This window comes from Aeromonas sp. QDB18 (assembly GCF_027705325.1).
Lineage (GTDB): Bacteria > Pseudomonadota > Gammaproteobacteria > Enterobacterales > Aeromonadaceae > Aeromonas > Aeromonas caviae.
On sequence record NZ_JAPDBQ010000008.1, the window covers coordinates 17,334 to 35,553 of the forward strand.

The 18,220-nt window shown below is 60.3% G+C and carries 19 protein-coding genes; 5 read left to right on the forward strand and 14 right to left on the reverse strand.

Going from position 1 to position 18,220, the window contains the following annotated elements; genetic code table 11:
* Nucleotides 1-20 precede the first annotated feature (20 nt).
* Nucleotides 21-650 (reverse strand): 23S rRNA (uridine(2552)-2'-O)-methyltransferase RlmE, encoded by a 630-nt coding sequence (gene rlmE / locus OKC30_RS02810; RefSeq protein ID WP_010675375.1) that lies wholly within the window; start codon nucleotides 648-650, stop codon nucleotides 21-23.
* Between the two features lie 97 nt (nucleotides 651-747).
* Here rlmE and yhbY point away from each other — a divergent pair, with 97 nt between their 5' ends.
* Together yhbY and OKC30_RS02820 are read left to right on the forward strand one after the other, a co-directional pair.
* Nucleotides 748-1,044 (forward strand): ribosome assembly RNA-binding protein YhbY, encoded by a 297-nt coding sequence (gene yhbY / locus OKC30_RS02815; RefSeq protein WP_010675376.1) that lies wholly within the window; start codon nucleotides 748-750, stop codon nucleotides 1,042-1,044.
* A gap of 105 nt (nucleotides 1,045-1,149) precedes the next feature.
* Entirely contained in the window at nucleotides 1,150-1,743 is a 594-nt protein-coding gene (locus OKC30_RS02820) for a PilZ domain-containing protein (RefSeq protein WP_109112129.1), read from the forward strand.
* A gap of 47 nt (nucleotides 1,744-1,790) precedes the next feature.
* Here the strand turns inward: OKC30_RS02820 and greA are convergent, their stop codons facing one another.
* The 3 genes from greA to pomA form a co-directional block, all read right to left on the reverse strand.
* Nucleotides 1,791-2,267 (reverse strand): transcription elongation factor GreA, encoded by a 477-nt coding sequence (gene greA, locus OKC30_RS02825; protein ID WP_045525791.1) that lies wholly within the window; start codon nucleotides 2,265-2,267, stop codon nucleotides 1,791-1,793.
* Nucleotides 2,268-2,412: 145 nt separating this feature from the next.
* Entirely contained in the window at nucleotides 2,413-3,306 is an 894-nt protein-coding gene (locus OKC30_RS02830; RefSeq protein ID WP_270809558.1) for a flagellar motor protein MotB, read from the reverse strand.
* A 10-nt stretch (nucleotides 3,307-3,316) separates the two neighbouring features.
* Nucleotides 3,317-4,075 (reverse strand): flagellar motor protein PomA, encoded by a 759-nt coding sequence (gene pomA / locus OKC30_RS02835; RefSeq protein WP_029314770.1) that lies wholly within the window; start codon nucleotides 4,073-4,075, stop codon nucleotides 3,317-3,319.
* 234 nt (nucleotides 4,076-4,309) lie between these two features.
* On the opposite strand from pomA, the gene xseB reads away from it, so the two are divergent.
* The 3 genes from xseB to dxs are packed head-to-tail and all read left to right on the forward strand — an operon-like array spanning nucleotide 4,310 to nucleotide 7,339.
* A complete protein-coding gene (gene xseB / locus OKC30_RS02840; protein ID WP_010675381.1) occupies nucleotides 4,310-4,561 on the forward strand; it encodes an exodeoxyribonuclease VII small subunit in 252 nt (83 codons plus the stop codon).
* Nucleotides 4,562-5,452: a (2E,6E)-farnesyl diphosphate synthase gene (gene ispA / locus OKC30_RS02845; protein ID WP_160837299.1), complete on the forward strand. Its 891-nt coding sequence runs from the start codon at nucleotides 4,562-4,564 to the stop codon at nucleotides 5,450-5,452.
* Nucleotides 5,453-5,473: 21 nt separating this feature from the next.
* Entirely contained in the window at nucleotides 5,474-7,339 is a 1,866-nt protein-coding gene (gene dxs / locus OKC30_RS02850) for a 1-deoxy-D-xylulose-5-phosphate synthase (protein WP_010675383.1), read from the forward strand.
* 437 nt (nucleotides 7,340-7,776) lie between these two features.
* Here the strand turns inward: dxs and OKC30_RS02855 are convergent, their stop codons facing one another.
* The 10 genes from OKC30_RS02855 to OKC30_RS02900 form a co-directional block, all read right to left on the reverse strand.
* On the reverse strand, nucleotides 7,777-8,718 hold the full coding sequence (locus OKC30_RS02855) for an ABC transporter permease (protein WP_029314771.1): 942 nt from the start codon (nucleotides 8,716-8,718) through the stop codon (nucleotides 7,777-7,779).
* A gap of 3 nt (nucleotides 8,719-8,721) precedes the next feature.
* Entirely contained in the window at nucleotides 8,722-9,696 is a 975-nt protein-coding gene (locus tag OKC30_RS02860; protein ID WP_010675385.1) for an ABC transporter permease, read from the reverse strand.
* A gap of 96 nt (nucleotides 9,697-9,792) precedes the next feature.
* Nucleotides 9,793-11,349, reverse strand: coding sequence for an ABC transporter substrate-binding protein (locus OKC30_RS02865; RefSeq protein ID WP_010675386.1), 1,557 nt, complete (start codon nucleotides 11,347-11,349; stop codon nucleotides 9,793-9,795).
* A 58-nt stretch (nucleotides 11,350-11,407) separates the two neighbouring features.
* A complete protein-coding gene (locus tag OKC30_RS02870; RefSeq protein WP_010675387.1) occupies nucleotides 11,408-13,132 on the reverse strand; it encodes a dipeptide ABC transporter ATP-binding protein in 1,725 nt (574 codons plus the stop codon).
* A gap of 647 nt (nucleotides 13,133-13,779) precedes the next feature.
* Nucleotides 13,780-14,268 (reverse strand): phosphatidylglycerophosphatase A family protein, encoded by a 489-nt coding sequence (locus tag OKC30_RS02875; protein WP_043153244.1) that lies wholly within the window; start codon nucleotides 14,266-14,268, stop codon nucleotides 13,780-13,782.
* Nucleotides 14,265-15,224: a thiamine-phosphate kinase gene (gene thiL / locus OKC30_RS02880; RefSeq protein ID WP_160837303.1), complete on the reverse strand. Its 960-nt coding sequence runs from the start codon at nucleotides 15,222-15,224 to the stop codon at nucleotides 14,265-14,267. Before thiL ends, OKC30_RS02875 begins: the two co-directional genes overlap by 4 nt.
* A gap of 57 nt (nucleotides 15,225-15,281) precedes the next feature.
* The gene (gene nusB, locus OKC30_RS02885) at nucleotides 15,282-15,695 is read right to left on the reverse strand and encodes a transcription antitermination factor NusB (protein ID WP_010675390.1); all 414 of its coding nucleotides are present in this window, start codon (nucleotides 15,693-15,695) and stop codon (nucleotides 15,282-15,284) included.
* Nucleotides 15,696-15,709: 14 nt separating this feature from the next.
* Nucleotides 15,710-16,180: a 6,7-dimethyl-8-ribityllumazine synthase gene (gene ribH / locus OKC30_RS02890; RefSeq protein ID WP_010675391.1), complete on the reverse strand. Its 471-nt coding sequence runs from the start codon at nucleotides 16,178-16,180 to the stop codon at nucleotides 15,710-15,712.
* 132 nt (nucleotides 16,181-16,312) lie between these two features.
* Nucleotides 16,313-17,422, reverse strand: coding sequence for a bifunctional 3,4-dihydroxy-2-butanone-4-phosphate synthase/GTP cyclohydrolase II (gene ribBA, locus OKC30_RS02895; RefSeq protein WP_039040299.1), 1,110 nt, complete (start codon nucleotides 17,420-17,422; stop codon nucleotides 16,313-16,315).
* Nucleotides 17,423-17,559: 137 nt separating this feature from the next.
* Nucleotides 17,560-18,213 carry a riboflavin synthase gene (locus tag OKC30_RS02900; RefSeq protein ID WP_039040359.1) on the reverse strand — a complete coding sequence of 218 codons (654 nt, stop codon included), beginning with the start codon at nucleotides 18,211-18,213 and terminating at the stop codon, nucleotides 17,560-17,562.
* Between the last annotated feature and the right edge of the window lie 7 nt (nucleotides 18,214-18,220).

Here is an 18,220-nt window from a genome sequence, read left to right on the forward strand (position 1 = left end):
TAACGATGAGGGTTAGGGTACTACAGTTTAAAACCGGTAGCCACAATGTAGACTTCTCGTGAACGGGCACGGGACGAGTCTGGTTTTCGAATCTTGACGACAGAGAAAAGTCTACGTATTTCATTGAGATAGGCATCAAACCCCTCCCCCTGGAACACCTTGACTACAAAACTGCCATTACTGCTAAGGACCTGATTGCACATGTCCAGCGCCAGTTCCACCAGGTACATGGCACGGGCTTGATCCACCTGCTGGGTACCGCTCATGTTGGGCGCCATGTCGGACATGACGACATCCACCTTATCGGGGCCGACTCGCTCCAGCAAGGCGCCGAGTACAGTTTCCTCCCGAAAGTCCCCTTGCAGGAAATCGACACCGGCAATGGAATCCATCGGCAAAATATCACACGCAATGACGCGCCCCTTGTCACCGACCTGGTCGATAGCAAATTGGGACCAGCCACCGGGAGCAGCCCCCAGGTCCACTACCGTCATCCCCGGCTTGAGCAGCCGGTCTTTGCCCTGGATCTCGTCGATCTTGAAAACGGCGCGAGAGCGCAGTCCCAACTTCTGGGCTTTCTTGACGTATTGGTCGTCGAAATGTTCTTTTAACCAGCGGGTTGAACTGGGGGAACGTTTTTTCTGGGTCATGATTGTCGACTTTAAAAAACCACAAGGGTTATTAGTATTAAGGGCTAAGTGGGGGTAGAATACGCCCCTTTCAACCCTGACTTATGAAGAAATTGCCATGATTCTCAACAATAAACAGAAACAGTACCTCAAGGGCCTGGCCCACAGTCTGAAGCCGGTCGTCCTGCTGGGACAACACGGTCTGACCGAAGGGGTGCTGGCCGAGATCGATCTGGCGCTGAACCACCACGAGCTGATCAAGGTTAAGGTTGCGTCTGAAGATCGTGAGATGAAACAGCTGGTGATGGATGCCATCGTTCGCGAGACCGGCGCCATCAAGGTACAGAGCATGGGCCATGTACTGACCATCTACCGTCAGGCCAAAGAGCCCAAGATCCAGTTGCCGCGCAAGTAACAGGAAAGAGCATTCGCTCTTTCCTTCATTTCCCTTCTTCCCAAGTCGCTTGCCAAAATAGTTGCCAGGCCCTTAACCTGCGATGAATAGCCGTGGACACCCACTATGGACAAGCATCAGCTCCTCACCGATGAAGAACTGGCCATGCTGCGGGACCTGGGAAACGATGAAGACATTGCCACCAGCCAATACCTACGCGGCACCCTGCCCCTTCCTCTCCAAAGCCTGTTGCAGCGAGCCAAGCCCCTGACACTCGAAGCCCGCATCGCCGGCTACCAATTGCGTTTCCCGCTCCACTGCACCCAGGCAGAGGAGGGCCACGCCGAGCTGCGCATCGCCGCGCCGACCATTACCGAGCTGGGTTCGCCCCATCTGCGCGCCTGGCGACTCGACGAAAAGGCCGTGCTTTGCACCGAAGACGCGGAGTACGAGGTATACAGCCTCTCCCTTGGAGGTCTCATCGTGGCCGGCTTGCCGGACGCCTTTGCCAAGGGAGATCCACTTGGCGGATACCTTCGCATCGAGGATCTCCCTCCCTTGGCCATGACAGGCACCCTCGTCAGGCACGTGGATGCCAATCCACATCGCCATGACTGGGCCGTCCAGTTCCGGCTGGGCAAGGAGGATCAGGAACAATTGCGGGACTGGCTCTTCCAGCGCCACCAGGACGCCTTCGTCCAGGCCTATCAGGGTGACTAAAGACAACAGGGGAGCCCGGCTCCCCTGTCTCTTTCCCCGACGTTCAATCAGAGATAGGCAACTTCCAGGATCTCGTACTCCACATCGCCACCCGGCGTCTTGACGATGGCAACGTCATCCACTTCCTTGCCGATCAGGGCTCGGGCAATGGGGGAGTTCACGGAAATCATGTTCTGCTTGATGTCCGCCTCGTCGTCTCCCACGATGCGGTAGATCACTTCCTCTTCCGTTTCACTTTTGAGCAGGGTCACGGTTGCGCCGAAGATGACACGGCCATTGTTGGCAATCTTGGTGACATCGATAATCTGGGCATTGGAGAGCTTGCCTTCGATTTCCTGAATGCGGCCTTCACAGAAACCCTGCTGCTCGCGGGCGGCATGGTATTCGGCATTTTCTTTCAGATCGCCATGTTCACGGGCATCAGCAATCGCTTCGATAATCTGGGGACGCAGCTCGGTCTTGAGATAATCGAGCTCTTGACGCAGCTTTTCAGCGCCGCGAACAGTCATCGGAGTATGATTCATAGTCGAAACCTGGGTTGCTTTATAAAGAGAAGCTGCGGCAATCAAAAGAGAGCCGCAGCTGTCGGTTCGGATGGGGCATCTTAATATGAAGCCGCCACAAAATCCATGTCAGCCCCTGCGAGCGGGATCCCGCTTTGGGCCAGCGTTACTTGGATTCCGAGACGCCAAGCGGAGCCGACACCGTCGGTTTGCCCTGCATGATGGCGATCTCGACACGTCGGTTCATGCGCCGATTCTCCGGGCTGTTGTTGGGCACCAGCGGCTGGGAATCCGCCATCCCTTGCACCACCAGACGATTGCCGTCAAAACCGGGCACCTTGATCATCTGGTGGGCAACCGCCACCGCCCGCTGGGATGAAAGCTCCCAGTTGGACTGAAACAACTCGTCCTCGGTGGCCACATTGTCGGTGTGGCCGGAGACGGTGATCTCCCCCGGCACATCCTTGAGCAGCGCAGCCACCTTGCGGATCACCGGCCAGAACTGGGGTTGCAGGAAGGCGGATCCCGCCGGGAACGCCGCTTTCTCGCGAATGCGAATGATGATCTGCTGACCCAGCGCCTCTATCTCGATGGCCCCATCCTGGATCTGGGCCTGCATCTGCTCCGCCAGTGCCTTGGCCAGGGTGTTGGACTGTTCCTGCGCCTTCTGGGCCTCCTGGGCGGTATCGCCACCGCTCTGCTGGCCTTCGGTCTTGTCATGTCCACCCGCCTTGTCCGCATCCCCAGGCTGGAAATCCAGCTCGGTCTGGGTCATGTCGATGGTCTGCTGCATGATGGTGTCAATAGGGGTCGGCTCGGGGCGACCAGGACGAAACTCCTGGGCGATGACCGAGGTTCCCTTGGGGATATCCTTGACCTCCAGGATGTTCTGCACCACGAACGCCTTCTCCATGGAACCGGCGATCTGCTTGAACTTCTGCACATCCATCTCGGCAAAGGAGAGCAAGAGCACGAAGAAGCACATCAGCAGAGACATGAGATCCGCGAACGTTCCCATGTAACCGGGCAATCCGGGAGGCGGGCACTTGCACTTTGCCATCTGTGCGCTCCTATTCGGTCCCGTTGTTGCGTTTGGACTGATTCAGGTAGTTCTGCAACATGGCCTGGATCACCCTCGGGTTCTGTCCATCCTGGATCCCCATGATGGCGTCGAGGATCAGGGTGCGACTCAACTGTTCCTCGCCACTGCGCAGTTCCAGCTTGTCCGCGATGGGGATGGCAATCATGTTGGCCTCGATGGCGCCATACAGGGTCGTCAGCAAGGCCACCGCCATGGCCGGACCGATGGATTTGGGGTCGCTCATGTTGGCCAGCATGGCCACCAACCCCACCAGGGTACCGATCATGCCCATGGCCGGACCGAGATCCCCCAGGGAGCGGAACACCTTGATGGCCGTGGCGTGACGCTCGGACGTCAGTTCGATGTCCTTCTCCATCACCGCACGCACCACGTCGGCATCATGGCCGTCCACCAGCATGTCGATGCCCTTCTTCATGAAGGTATTGGGGATCTCCGCCGCCTCCAGAGCCAGAAAGCCCCCCTTGCGGGCCGCATCCGCCAGTTCCACCGCCTTGGTGATGAGATCGTCGAGCTTGTCCCCCTTGTACATGAAGGCCTTGCCCGCGACCTTGAAGGCCATCAGAAACTGGCCGAGGTTGAATTTCATCATGCAGATGAACACGGACCCCAGTATGGTGATGTAGACCGATGGCATGTCCACATACATGCTCATGGGGCCGCCCAGCAACATGCCGTACACCACGACCCCGAACCCCAGCACTAAGCCTATCAGACTCCCTAAATCCACATCCCTACTCCTGTCGCCGAACGTGCCGTCTAATTATATTGCGTTGAATTTTCTGCTATTGCGTCCCCGGCAGCAAGCCCGGTACACCGCAATCGCCGATCGGCAATGCGTGGTTGCATGCCCGTTCTTATCGGCCAGGGTCAGGATAGTTTGAGGACGCCGCGTTTTTCTGCCTCCCCCCTGTGGCCGGTCGATGTTAAGATGAGCCGTTTTTTTCAATCCCCGAGGATGGACATGGCCAGTAAAAAAATCGACCGTCTGAGTTTTGATGCCACCCTGGAAGAGCTGGAAACCATAGTGCATCAACTCGAACAGGGCTCGCTCCCCCTCGAGGAGGCACTCAAACAATTCGAACAGGGCATCCATCTGGTGCGTGCCGGCCAGCAGAAGCTGGAACAGGCCGAACAGAAGATCCAGATCCTCCTGACCCAGGCCGATGGCAGCGAGCAAGCGGTCCCCTTTCGAGCAGAACAAGGAGAGGAGTGAGTGACCCTGGACGATTTCTCCCGCCTGCATCGGCGCCGCATCGACGATTGCCTCTCGGCACAGCTTGACGCCCTGCCCGCCATGGCGCCACGTTTGCGGGACGCGATGAAATACGGCCTGCTGCTCGGTGGAAAACGGGTGCGCCCCTTCCTGGTCTATGCCGTTGGCGAGATGCTGGGCGTCAAGAGCGAACTGCTGGATGGCCCCGCCGCCGCCGTGGAGTGCATTCACGCATACTCCCTCCTGCACGACGACTTGCCCGCCATGGACGACGACGACCTGCGTCGTGGTCAGCCCACCGTACACAAGGCCTTCGATGAAGGCACAGCCATCCTGGCGGGCGATGCCCTGCAGACCCTGGCGTTTTCCATTCTGGCCGACCACCCCATGCCCGATACATTGATGGCCAACCGGGTGCGGATGCTGAGTGCCCTGGCCCGCGCGTCCGGCTATCTCGGCATGTGCGGCGGTCAGGCACTGGATCTGGACGCCGAAGGGCGCCGGATCAGCCTCGCCGAGCTGGAGCAGGTGCACCGCCACAAGACCGGGGCCCTCATCGAGTGCGCCGTGACCCTCGGCGCCCTGTGCAAGGCTGACGTGGACCCCGCCACCCTCACCGCCCTGCAAACCTATGCCGCCGCCATCGGACTCGCCTTCCAGGTGCAGGACGACATCCTCGACATCACGGGCGATACTGCCACCCTGGGCAAGCCGCAAGGCTCGGATCTGGCGCTGGAAAAGAGTACCTATCCGGCCCTGCTCGGACTCGACAATGCCCGTGAGCTGGCTCGCGAACTGCATGACAAGGCCTTAACAGCCCTGCAATCCTTGCCCTACAATACCGACATTCTGGAAGCGTTTGCCGATTACATCATCGAGCGAACCCACTAAACGCTGGATAACAGTAACAATATGAGCGTTGATATTAGCGATTTCCCCAACCTGGCCCTCGCAGACACGCCGGTCGATTTGCGATCCCTCCCCTTCGAGCGGCTGCCCGTGGTGTGCAACGAGCTGCGCGAGTATCTGCTGCGCTCGGTGAGCCGCTCCAGCGGCCACTTCGCCTCCGGCCTTGGCACCGTCGAGCTGACGGTTGCCCTGCACTATGTCTACAACACCCCCTTCGATCGGCTGGTGTGGGACGTAGGCCACCAGGCCTATCCCCACAAGATCCTGACCGGACGACGGGAGCGCATTCACACCATTCGCCAGAAAGATGGCCTGCACCCCTTCCCCTGGCGGGAAGAGAGCGAGTACGACGTGCTCAGCGTGGGCCACTCCAGCACCTCCATCGGGGCAGCGCTCGGCATGGCGGTGGCGGCCGAGAGCGAAGGGCTTGGCCGCAAGGTGGTCGCGGTCATCGGTGATGGCGCCATCACCGCCGGCATGGCCTTCGAGGCCCTCAATCACGCCGGCGATGTCCACAAGGACATGCTGGTGGTGCTCAACGACAACGAGATGTCCATCTCCGAGAACGTGGGAGCCCTGAACAATCACCTCGCCAGGCTGATGTCCGGCAAGCTCTACACCACCATTCGCGAGGGAGGCAAGAAGGTGCTGGCGGGTCTGCCGCCGGTCAAGGAGCTCGCCAAGCGGGCCGAGGAGCACCTCAAGGGCATGGTGGTGCCCGGCACCCTGTTCGAGGAGTTCGGCTTCAACTACATCGGCCCCATCGACGGTCACGACATCCATGCCCTGGTCGAAACCCTGCGCAACATGCGCAACCTCAAGGGTCCCCAGCTGCTGCACGTCAAGACCAAGAAGGGCAAGGGCTACGAGCCGGCGGAAAAAGATCCCATCGGCTATCACGCCGTCCCCAAATTCAACCCGGATGACTGTGCCCTGCCCAAGAGCGCCGGTGGCAAACCCACCTTCTCCGCCATCTTCGGTCAGTGGCTGTGCGATATCGCCGCCAAGGATGAGCGCGTGGTCGGTATCACCCCCGCCATGCGCGAAGGCTCCGGTCTGGTGAAATTCAGCCAGCAATATCCGGATCGCTACTTCGACGTGGCCATCGCCGAGCAACATGCGGTCACCTTCGCCGCCGGTCTCGCCATCGCCGACCAGAAACCCGTGGTCGCCATCTATTCGAGCTTCCTGCAGCGGGCCTACGACCAGCTGATCCACGACGTGGCGCTGCAGAACCTGCCGGTGCTCTTCGCCATCGACCGGGCCGGTCTGGTGGGGGCCGACGGCCCGACCCATCAGGGGGCGTTCGACATCAGCTTCCTGCGCACCGTGCCCAACATGGTGGTGATGACCCCGTCCGACGAGAACGAGTGCCGCCAGATGCTCTACACCGGCTATCTGTGCAACGGACCAGTGGCGGTGCGCTACCCCCGTGGTAGCGGCACCGGTATCCAGGCCGAGAGCGAGATGCAGGCCCTGCCCCTCGGCAAGGGACGTGTCGTTCGCGAGGGCAAGGGGACCGCCATCCTGGCGTTCGGCACCCTGCTGCAACAGGCCAGAGCAGCCGCAGAGGCGCTGGATGCCACCCTGGTGGACATGCGCTTCGTCAAACCCATGGACGAGGCGCTGGTGCTCTCTCTGGCCGCCTCCCACGATCAGTTCGTCACCCTCGAGGACAACGCCATCATGGGCGGTGCAGGCTCTGCGGTGAACGAGCTGCTGATGGGCTGCAAGCAGTGCAAACCGGTGCTCAACCTCGGCCTGCCGGATCGCTTCATCGAGCAGGGCACCCAGGATGAGATCTACGCCCTGCTGGGGCTGGACAGCGTGGGCATTCAGACCCGCATCGAGAGCTGGCTGCAGGCCTGACAAGGGTTATTGCAAGTAATAAAAAGGGCGCCTTATGGCCAATGCTGTTCAGATAAGCACTTTTTTGACTGATTATTCATAAATTGGATTTGAGTTGAGGGGGCAAGGCTGTGTCCAGTCGATCTTCCTCCAGTCTTTATCCAGCGGGGCTTGCAATAGAAAGAGGGAGGCATCATGCCTCCCTCGCTTTTTTGTCCTGATACTACGTGGACTGGAACTCAAATTCTCTTAAGTGAACAGCATTGCGCCTTATGGCGCCTTTTTTTTGTTATTCACTGTGCCAGACCAACCCTGCTCACACACTGTCGCGAGAAGGCCGTCAACAAGGTTACAAGCCGCTCAGGAACCGAGACATACATGAGCACTCCTGATTCCACATAAGTGAGCAGCACATGAACCTTGATCACGGCCTCGCAGCCAGTTCGTGGATAGGTTTATCAGCCCTTGTAGATCTTCGGGTTGAACACATCCCGCAGCCAGTCACCCAGCAGGTTGATCACCAGCACCAGCACCACCAGGCAGAGGCCCGGGAAGGCAGTGATCCACCAGGATCCGGAGAAGATGTAGTTGAAGCCCACACTGATGAGCGACCCCAGGGACGGTTGATCAACCGGCATCCCCAGGCCCAGGAAGGAGAGGGCCGCCTCGCTCATGATGGCGTTCGCCACCTGCACGGTGGAGATGACCAGGATGGGTGACAGGCAGTTCGGCAGAATATGGCGGAACATGATGCGCGGGGCGCGGAACCCCATCACCTGAGCTGCTTCCACATACTCCTTCTTCTTCTCCGCCAGCACGGAGGCGCGTACCGTCCGGGCATACTGGGGCCACTCGGCGATACCGATGATCACCACCAGCATCAGGATGGCGAACTTCGAGTAGAACTCGGAGCCAAAGGTCGCCTGGAAGATGGCGGAGATGATGATCGCCACCATCATGGTGGAGAACGACAGCTGCACATCGGCAAAGCGCATCAGCAGGTTGTCGATGCGACCACCAAAGTAACCGGCCATCAGACCGATGACGATACCGAGCACCAGCTGCAGCCCCACCGCGAACAGACCAATGGTCAGCGAGATGCGGGCGCCATAGAGGATGGTGCTCCAGATGTCGCGTCCCTGGTTGTCGGTCCCGAGCCAGAAGCGGGCCTCGCCCCCTTCCAGCCAGGAGGGGGGCAGCTCCGCATCCATCAGATCGAAGCTGGTCTGGTCATAGACGTTGTGCGGTGCGATCCAGGGTGCCAGCAGAGCCGCCAGCACGAAGACCACAAACACCGCGAAGCTGAACATGGCTACCTTGTCCCGCAGGAAGTAGTAGACGATGTCGGAATTTTTGAAGCGTGCCCAACGGCTTGGGCTTGCAGTTACAGCGTTAGTCATCTGTTACCCCTTGGCGGTCAGGTTGACGGTCGGGTTGATCAACCCGTAGAGCAGGTCGACCAGGGTATTGGTCACCACGAAAATGAGGCCGACGAAGATGACGTAGGCGGTGATCAGCGGCGTATCGACCCGGTGGATCGCCTCAAGGAACAGGAAGCCGGTCCCCGGCCACTGGAACACGCTCTCGGTCAGGATGGTGTAGGCCACCATGGTCCCGATCTGCACACCGCCCACCGTGATGACCGGCAGCATGGTGTTCTTCAGGGCGTGCTGGTAGTAGACCTTGTTGTTGTCCAGCCCCTTGGCACGGGCAAACTTGACGTACTCGGAGGAGAGCTGCTCCAGCATCTCCGAGCGCACCAGCCGGATGAACAGCGGCAGCATGATGGACGAGAGGGAGACCGCAGGCAGCACCAGGTGCAGGATACCGTCCCAGGTAAAGAATCCCGACTCCCAGCCCAGCAGGTTGTAAGTCTCGCCACGGCCATAGGCCGGCAGCCAGCCCAGCTGGATGGAGAAGAGGTACATCAGCATGATGGCGGTCAGGAAGACCGGGATCGAGATGCCGATGCTGCTCACCGCCATGATGAGCTTGGTCAGGAAACTGCGCGGTCTTATCGCCGAATAAACCCCCAGCGGAATGGAGACCACGACGATGATGAGCGCGGCGGCAAACACCAGCTCAAGGGTAGCCACCAGCTTGTCGAGGATAACCTCGAGGGCTGGTCGCTTGAAGAAATAGGAAGTGCCCAGATCCCCGTGTACCGCGTTCTTCAAGAAGCGGCTGTATTTCACGAGGAAGGGATCATTGAGTCCCATCTTGTCGCGCAGCTCCTGGCGCACGGACTCGGAGACGGATTGTCCCACCAGCTCGCGCAGCGGATCCCCCAGGTTGTCCTGGATGGAGAAGGCGACCAGGCTGATGACGAACATCACTATCACGGCCTGATAGAACCGTTTCAGCAGGAATGTAAACATGCTTGTCCTTCTACGTGGCCTGTGTCTTGGCACAGGCTTCTGTTAATGGCGGGGCAACCATGGGTGCCCCGCCGGGTCCTTCCTTAAACGCTTCGCTTACTTGTTGACCACCAGGTCACCCAGATAAGGGAAGTTCATCACGTTGACCACCGGCTTGATGTCGACGTTCTTCTTGGCACCGTAGGCCAGGTCTTCCCAGTGCAGCGGCACATAGGCAGCGTCGTCGATCAGCATGGCTTCCACCTTCTGCAGGATGGCGGCACGCTTGGCAGGATCGGTCTCGGTGTTGGCTTCCATCACCATCTTGTCAGCTTCTGCGTTGGCATAACCGCCGCAGTTGTACTGACCCATGCCGGTCTTGGCATCCTTGGTGAAGGTCAGGAACTCGAAGAAGTTCGCACTGTCTTCGGTGTCGGAGTGCCAGCCGATCAGCTGCATGTCAGCGGCGCACTTGTCAAACTCCGGCCAGTACTGGGCCACCGGCATGGTCTTCAGATCCACCTTGATGTTGATCTTGGACAGCATGGCGGAGACGGCCTGGGCAATCTTGACGTCGTTGACGTAGCGGGCAGCCGGGGAGATGAAGCTCATCTTGAAGCCCTTCTCGTAACCGGCTTCCTTCATCAGCTCCTTGGCCTTGGCCAGATCATACTGGGGCTTGAGCGCCTCGTTGTAGCCTGCGTAGCCTTTCGGGCTCAGCTGGCCGGCCGGGGTACCGAAGCCCTTGTTGATCTTGTCAACGATGCCCACCTGGTTGATGGCGTAGTTGATCGCCTGACGCACGCGCTTGTCTTTCAGCGCCGGGTTGGTGTTCTGGTTCAGCTCGATGATGATGGCACGGGTACCGGACAGGGTGACCAGCTGGGAATCCTTGCCGTTCTTCACGCGCTCCAGATCGTTCGGGGCAACCGGGTAGATCATGTCCACGTCGCCGCCCAGCAGGGCTGCAACACGGGTGGCGTCTTCCTTGATCGGTACCACGGTCAGGTTTTCGACGTTGCCCTTGGAGGCCTTGTCCCAGTAGTTGGCGTTGCGCACGTATTCCAGCTTCACGCCCTGCTCGCGGAACTTGACGCTGAACGGACCGGTACCGGAGACATTGGTGGAGGCGAAGGAGTCACCGTTCTTCACGATCTCGGCCTTGTCCTTGCCCGCCTCGGTCTTGCCGCTATAGAACTTGGAGTCCATCGGGAAGATGTAGGTGACGGTCTGCAGTACCAGCGGGAACGGCTTGGCGGTGACGAGATCCACGGTGAAATCATCCACCTTCTTGGCTTCGGCGATGGGGTCGAAGATCGCCTTGAAGTCCGGGGAGGCCTTCAGACGGTTGACGGTCCATACCACGTCATCGGCGGTGAAGTCGTTGCCGGAGTGGAACTTCACACCCTTGCGCAGGTGGAAACGGACGGTCTTGTCGTCGATGCGCTCATACTTCTCGGCCAGACGCGGCTCGAACTGCAGATCCTGGGTGTAACGCATCAGGGGGTCAAACACCAGGTGAGACATCTCCAGGGTCTGACCGGAGAGCTGCTCCTGCGGGTCCAGCGAGGTGGCGTCGGACGCGACGGCGACCTTGATGTCGGCAGCAGAAACGTTGAACGCGAGACCAGCGGCGAACAGCGCCATGGCGATCTTGGATAATCCTTTCTTCATGTCTTTCTCCATGCTTTTGGCTTTTTATTGACAGACAAACCGGCGAACCGGTGCTTTCCTAGCTTGCGATTTCCAGCCCCTCGCGGGACATTCCCTTGAATTCCGGCATGAGGGAGATCAGCTTGCGGCTGTACTCATGCTCGGCATTGGTGAACAGTTTCTCGGTCTCGGCCACTTCCACCAGATGACCGTGCTGCATCACACCGATGCGGTCGCACATCTGGCGGATGACCGGCAGATCGTGACTGATGAACAGCATGGTGAGCCCAAGCTCCTGTTGCAAGTCTTTGAGCAGGTTGAGGATCTGGGCCTGCACCGAGACATCCAGCGCCGAGGTGGGCTCGTCGCAGATGAGGAAGCGCGGGCGGGTCGCCAGGGCGCGGGCAATGGAGATGCGCTGGCGCTGACCACCGGAGAACTCATGGGGATACTTGACCCCGGCGCCGCGGCCCAGGCCCACGTGATCCAGCAGGTCCCCGACGATCTGCTCTATCTGCCGCTCGCTCTCGGCGAGGCGGTGGAAGCGGATCGGCTCGGCGATGATGTCACGCACCTTCATGCGCGGGTTCATCGAAGAGTACGGGTTCTGGAACACCATCTGCATCTGGCGGCGCAGGGGGCGACGCTCGTGTTCCCCTTTCAGGGCGGTGAGATCGATCCCCTCGAAGACAATCTTGCCGGTGTCGGGCGGATAGAGCCCGGTGATGGCACGGGCGATGGTGGACTTGCCGGAGCCCGACTCCCCCACCAGACCGAAGGTCTCACCCTCGAAGATCTCGAAGCTGATGTTGTTGCAGGCGCGCACGTACTGGCGGCGGCTCGGGAAGATGGAATCCTTGGTGACGAACTTCAGATCCACGTTCTCCACCCGCAACAGCGCGCCTTCATAGGTGCGCTCGTCCTGACTCTGGCCGAGCCAGTGGGTCTTGAGATCGATGCTGGTATCCGCCGCACCGGCATCCTCGATATAGGAGACCAGGGGGAAGCGCACCAGCTTCACATCCGAGCGGGGAACCGCCGAGATGAGGCTGCGGGTATAGGGGTGATTGGGGCGGCCCAGCACCTGTTCGGTGGTGCCGAACTCCACCAGATCGCCGCGGTACATCACCGCCACCTTGTCGGTGACGTTGGAGACCACCCCCATGTCATGGGTCACCAGCATGCAGCCGACCTGGCGCTCTTTGCACAGGTTGCGGATGAGCTGGAGGATCTGATCCTGGATGGAGACGTCCAGCGCCGTGGTCGGCTCATCGGCGATGATGAGCTCGGGATCCCCGGAGAGGGCGATGGCGATCACCACCCGCTGGCGCATGCCACCGGAGAACTGGTGAGGATACTGCTTGATGCGCACATCCGGGTTCGGGATCCCCACCGCCCCCATCAGCTCGAGGGCCTTGGCAAAGGCCGCCTCGCGAGACAGGTCGGTGTTGGCGAGGATGGTCTCCACCAGCTGCTGCTCCACGGTGAACAGCGGGTTGAGGGAGGTCATGGGATCCTGGAAGATGAAACCGATGCGCGAGCCGCGAATGGCCCGCATCTCGTTCTGGCTCTTGCCGGAGATGAGCTCGCCGTTGAGGTAGATGTCACCACGGGCGATGCGACCGGGCGGGCTCAACAGATCGATGACGGCGTTGCCGATGGTGGATTTGCCAGCGCCGGACTCACCGACGACGCCGACGATCTCGCCCTTTTCAACAGAAAAAGAGAGATCCTTGACCGCGGCAAGCACCCCGTAGCGGGAGGGGTACTCGATCCGCAAGTTCTTTACTTCAAGCAAGGACATGGTTACCTCTGCGGGGGACATCCGTCCCAAATAATTCGTCCGTAAATCAGCCGCAGATGCTGGTTGTGCCTTGGTACTGCTCGAGAGCCGTTGTTGTGTAATTAACGCTCAATCAATGAGGCAGCCAAACCAGCGATCCGGGCGGGTTTTTTGCATTTTTTTGGAATAACCCGCGAGTAAATTAGTCGGTTTGCCCGCGGGTGTAAATGATCCAGTTATACAATTTCGCAATACTTTGCCCAGAGAATGCCGACACCCTGGGGTTAAAATGTCGATAAAAGTCACATTACCAGAGATTACGCTGGCAATGCGAGACCATCAACCAATTATGTTTCAACAAAATAGCAACAAACCATCTTATTCACTATCAGCATTATGCTGGCCAGCTTCGAATGAGTAGTGAATATTTATGTGAAATGATTTTTTGACGGCAGCATATCTGGAGTAAGGAAAAATAGGCAGAGCTAAATAGGGACAATGCAGAAGGATCAACCTGGGCCACAGGCCCGCCGGCACGGCAAGCCGGGAGGGATTGCATACAAAAAAACGCAGGCCCCTCAGGGCCTGCGTGTGCGGTATATCCGACCTCTTTGCAAGAGGAGATGAGTGAAAAAACAACGAGACGGGCGTTCGGGAGCCGCCTCCCCTCACCAGTGGGCAAGCAGTTGCATGCAGGCCAGGGCAAACAGGCCGGCGATGAGATCGTCCAGCATGATGCCAAGCCCGCCGTGAATGCGGCGATCGAACCAGGAGATGGGCCAGGGCTTGAGCACGTCGAACAGGCGAAACAGCACGAAACCCGCCAGCACCCACTCCCAGCCGGCCGGGGCCGCAATCATGGTGACCCCGAATCCGATGACCTCGTCCCAGACGATAGCCCCGTGATCCGGCATCCCGATGGCGTCGGTGGCGCTCTGGCAGATGCGGATGCCCGCCACGAAACCCACCACCAGCAGGACGATGAACCAGGAGGTCGGCAGCCCGCTCACCAACAGATAGAGCGGGATGGCTGCCAGGGTCCCCATGGTGCCCGGCGCCTTGGGGGAGAGGCCGGAGCCAAACCCAACCGCAAGGAAGTGGAGCGGGTTTTTAAGGTTCAGCCGCGTCAGTTCGGGCTTTATCTTGAAAGACATCATGCGAAGTGATCCCAGCCCTTGAGGTGCAGTTCGACGGGTTGTTCGTCCTGCAGGTAGTCGATGCCAGGCTCCCCGGCCAGGATGCGACCGATGCGGGTGAACTTCACGCCACAATTGGCCAGCGCCGTGTCCAGGGCGCCGTGATGCTCCTGGGGCACGGTGAAGCAGAGCTCGTAGTCGTCGCCCCCGGCCAGGGCCAGCTGCCAGGCATCCATGGCCGGCACCGCATCCTGCAACACGGGGGAGAGGGGCAGCAGATCGAGATCGATCTGGGCCCGCACGCCGGACGCCTTGAGGATGTGGCCGAGATCAGACGCCAGGCCGTCGGAGAGATCCAGGGCGCTGCTGGCCAGCCCGCGCAGGGCCTGACCGGCCAGGATGCGGGGATGGGGATGGTCGAGGCGCGGCAGCACGGCCGCCAGCTGGTTCTCGTTGAGGGTGCGCTTGCCCAGCAGGTGGGAGAGCGCCAGGGCGGCATCCCCCAGGGTACCGGTCACGTAGACCCCGTCACCGGCCTTGGCGCCGCTGCGCATCAGGGCGCGACCTGCCGGGACCGATCCTTTCACCGAGACGGTGATGGAGAGGGGCCCGCGGGTCATGTCTCCCCCCACCAGCGCCACGTTGTAGTACTCGGCGAGCTCGAGGAACCCTTCGGCGAAACCGGCGACCCAGCGCTCGTTGATGGCGGGCAGGGTCAGGGCCAGGGAGACCCAGCGCGGCTCGGCCCCCATGGCGGCCAGATCGGAGAGATTGACCGCCAGCGCCTTGTAGCCGAGATCCACCGGATCCATGTCGGGGAAGAAGTGCACGCCGCTCACCAGGGTGTCCGTGCTCACCGCCAACTGGGCGTCGGGGGGCAGGGTCAGCAGGGCACAGTCATCTCCAGGGCCCATCACCACGTCCTTGCGGGCGTGGGGGGCCTTGAAGTACTTCTCAATCAGCTCAAATTCACCCATACAGTAAAAAGCCAGCAATAAGCTGGCTCCTCTCTTAATTGCTGACGGACAGCAGGATCAACGCTTGGGCAGCGTCTTGATCACCTTGTCCAGGACGCCGTTGACAAACTTGTGGCTGTCATCGGCGGCGAAGGCTTTGGCCAGCTCGATCGCTTCGTTGATCACCACGCGTGGCGGCACATCTTCACGACGGGTCAGCTCGTAGGTCGCCAGACGCAGGATCGCCTTGTCCACCATGTCCACTTCTTCCAGCGGACGGGAGAGGAAAGGCGCGAACACCTTGTCCAGCTCGTTGCAGTGGACCGCTACCCCGAACAGCAGATCGCGGAAATAGTTCAGGTCCACACCCTTGGTGTCCTGATCGATCTTGAACTGCTCTTCGATGTCGCCCACGTTGGCCTGGGTCATCTGCCACTGGTAGATGGCCTGGGTGGCGCAATGGCGGGCCTTACGGCGCTCGGACGGTTTCAATGCATTTCTCCTCGTTACACGTCCAGTTGTTTCAGGACGTTGATCATTTCGAGCGCGCTCAGTGCAGCCTCTGCACCCTTGTTACCCGCCTTGGTACCGGCGCGTTCGATGGCTTGTTCAATGTTTTCGGTGGTCAGCACGCCGAAGGCAACGGGAATGTCGTATTCCATCATCACCTGGGCCAGACCCTTGCCGTTCTCGCTCGCTACCAGTTCGAAGTGGTAGGTACCGCCGCGGATGACGGTGCCGAGTGCGACGATGGCGTCGTATTGACCGCTCTTGGCCAGCTTCTTGGCCGCCAGGGGAATTTCGACGGCCCCCGGTACGCGCACCAGGGTCAGATTGCTCTCCTGGACCTGACCTTGACGCTTCAGCACGTCCAGCGCGCCGTTCACCAGGCTGTCATTGATGAAGCTGTTGAAACGGGCAACGACAATAGCAACACGCGCCTCGGGAGCGGCGATATTTCCTTCGATAATCTTCATTGGAAATCCTGTCTCTGTGCAATCAATTAGGGGCCGGGCTCAAAAGTGCACGCATTCTAGCACAACAGAGCCGCGACAAAAACCATGGCCGCAACGGGCGGCCATGGTGATGAATTCAACCATACGCAGCGCTTACTCGCCGACGTACTCCACCACTTCCAGACCAAAGCCACCGAGGGCATGGTACTTCTTGGGGGAGCTCAACAGGCGCATCTTGCCGACCCCCAGCGCCTTGAGGATCTGGGAACCGACCCCGACCCGGCGCGAGGTGCCCTGCCACTTGGCCCCTTCCGGTGCCAGCCCCTTGTCGGCGGCTTCAAAACCCTTGACCCTGGCCAGCAGCTCGGCGCCATGGGCTTCCGCCCCCAGGATCACCAGCACCCCGCCCTCGTCGGCGATGCGGGCCATGGATTTGGGCAGCGGCCAGCTGCGGGCGCTGTGGCGGTCGGTGAGCAGCAGATCGCTCAGCACGTCGTGCAGGTGCACCCGTACCAGGGTCGGCTGGTCGGCCTTCACGTCCCCTTTCTTCAGGGCGAAGTGCACCTGGTTGTCGATGGTGTCGCGGAAGGTGACGAGGTCGAACTCGCCGTATTCGGTGGGCAACTTGCACTCGGCCACTTTCTCTACCGTGGTCTCGTGCTGGTTGCGGTATTCGATAAGGTCGGCGATGGTTCCGAGCTTGATGCCGTGCTGCTCGGCGAAGATCTCGAGATCCGGGCGCCGGGCCATGGTGCCGTCTTCGTTGAGGATCTCGACGATGACGGAGGCAGGCTCGAAGCCGGCCAGCCGGGCCAGATCGCAGCCCGCTTCGGTGTGGCCGGCGCGGGTCAGCACACCGCCATCCTGCGCCATCAGCGGGAAGATGTGGCCGGGCTGCACCAGATCGGCGGCCTTGGCATGGGGCGCCACCGCGGCCTGTACAGTGACGGCGCGGTCGGCGGCGGAGATGCCAGTGGTCACCCCTTCCGCCGCCTCGATGGAGACGGTGAAGGCGGTGGAGAACTGGGCATTGTTGCGATCGACCATCAGCGGCAGCGCCAGCTGCTTGCAGCGATCCCGGGTCAGGGTCAGGCAGATGAGGCCACGACCGTAGCGCGCCATGAAGTTGATGTCTTCCGGGCGGACACAGGAGGCGGCCATGATCAGGTCCCCTTCGTTCTCCCTGTCTTCGTCATCCATCAGGATCACCATCTTGCCAGCCTTGATATCGGCAATGATTTCCTGGGTCGTGCTCAGCGCCATGGGCTACTCCATCAACATGCTTGGGGATTGAGCCAGTCGGCTCGACTTGATACTGCGTATTGTGCTCTAGATGGGGGCACGCGGCCCCGTTTCAATCCGCGCGGGATCACAGAACCGCGTTTTCCCGTCAAAACGGCTCACAAGAATCCGGACTGGGCCAGCTTTTCCAGGGTCAGGGTAGAGGCACTGCTCTCCTCGCGCTTGCCCGTCATCAGCCGCTCCAGATAGCGGGCTATCTGGTCCACCTCGAGATTGACCCGGTAGCCGGGTTTCCAGCGGGCGATGGTGGTCTCCTGGGCGGTGTGGGGCACAATGGTCAGCCGGAACAGATCCCCCTGAACCGCATTGACGGTGAGGCTGATGCCATCCACCGCAATGGAGCCCTTCTCGGCGATGTAGCGCGAGAGCTCCCCCGGCGCCTTGATCCAGTATTCGATGGCGCGGCCGCTGGACGATTTGCTCTTCACCTCGCCGATGCCGTCCACGTGGCCGGAGACCAGGTGGCCGCCGAGGCGGGAAGTGGGCATCAACGCCTTCTCGAGGTTGACCGGATCTCCCACCTTGGCGGCAGAAAAACCGGTGCGGGAGAGGGTTTCCAGGGAGACGTCGGCGGTGTAGCTGTGATCCCCGAGCGCCACCACGGTGAGACAGACGCCGTTGGTGGCGATGGAGTCGCCCAGCTTGACGTCACTGAAGTCCAGGGTCGGCGCGTGCACGGTGAGGGCCATGTCCTCCCCCTGGCGACGCAGCTCGGCCAGGGTTCCCACCGCTTCGATAATTCCGGTAAACATGCAGATC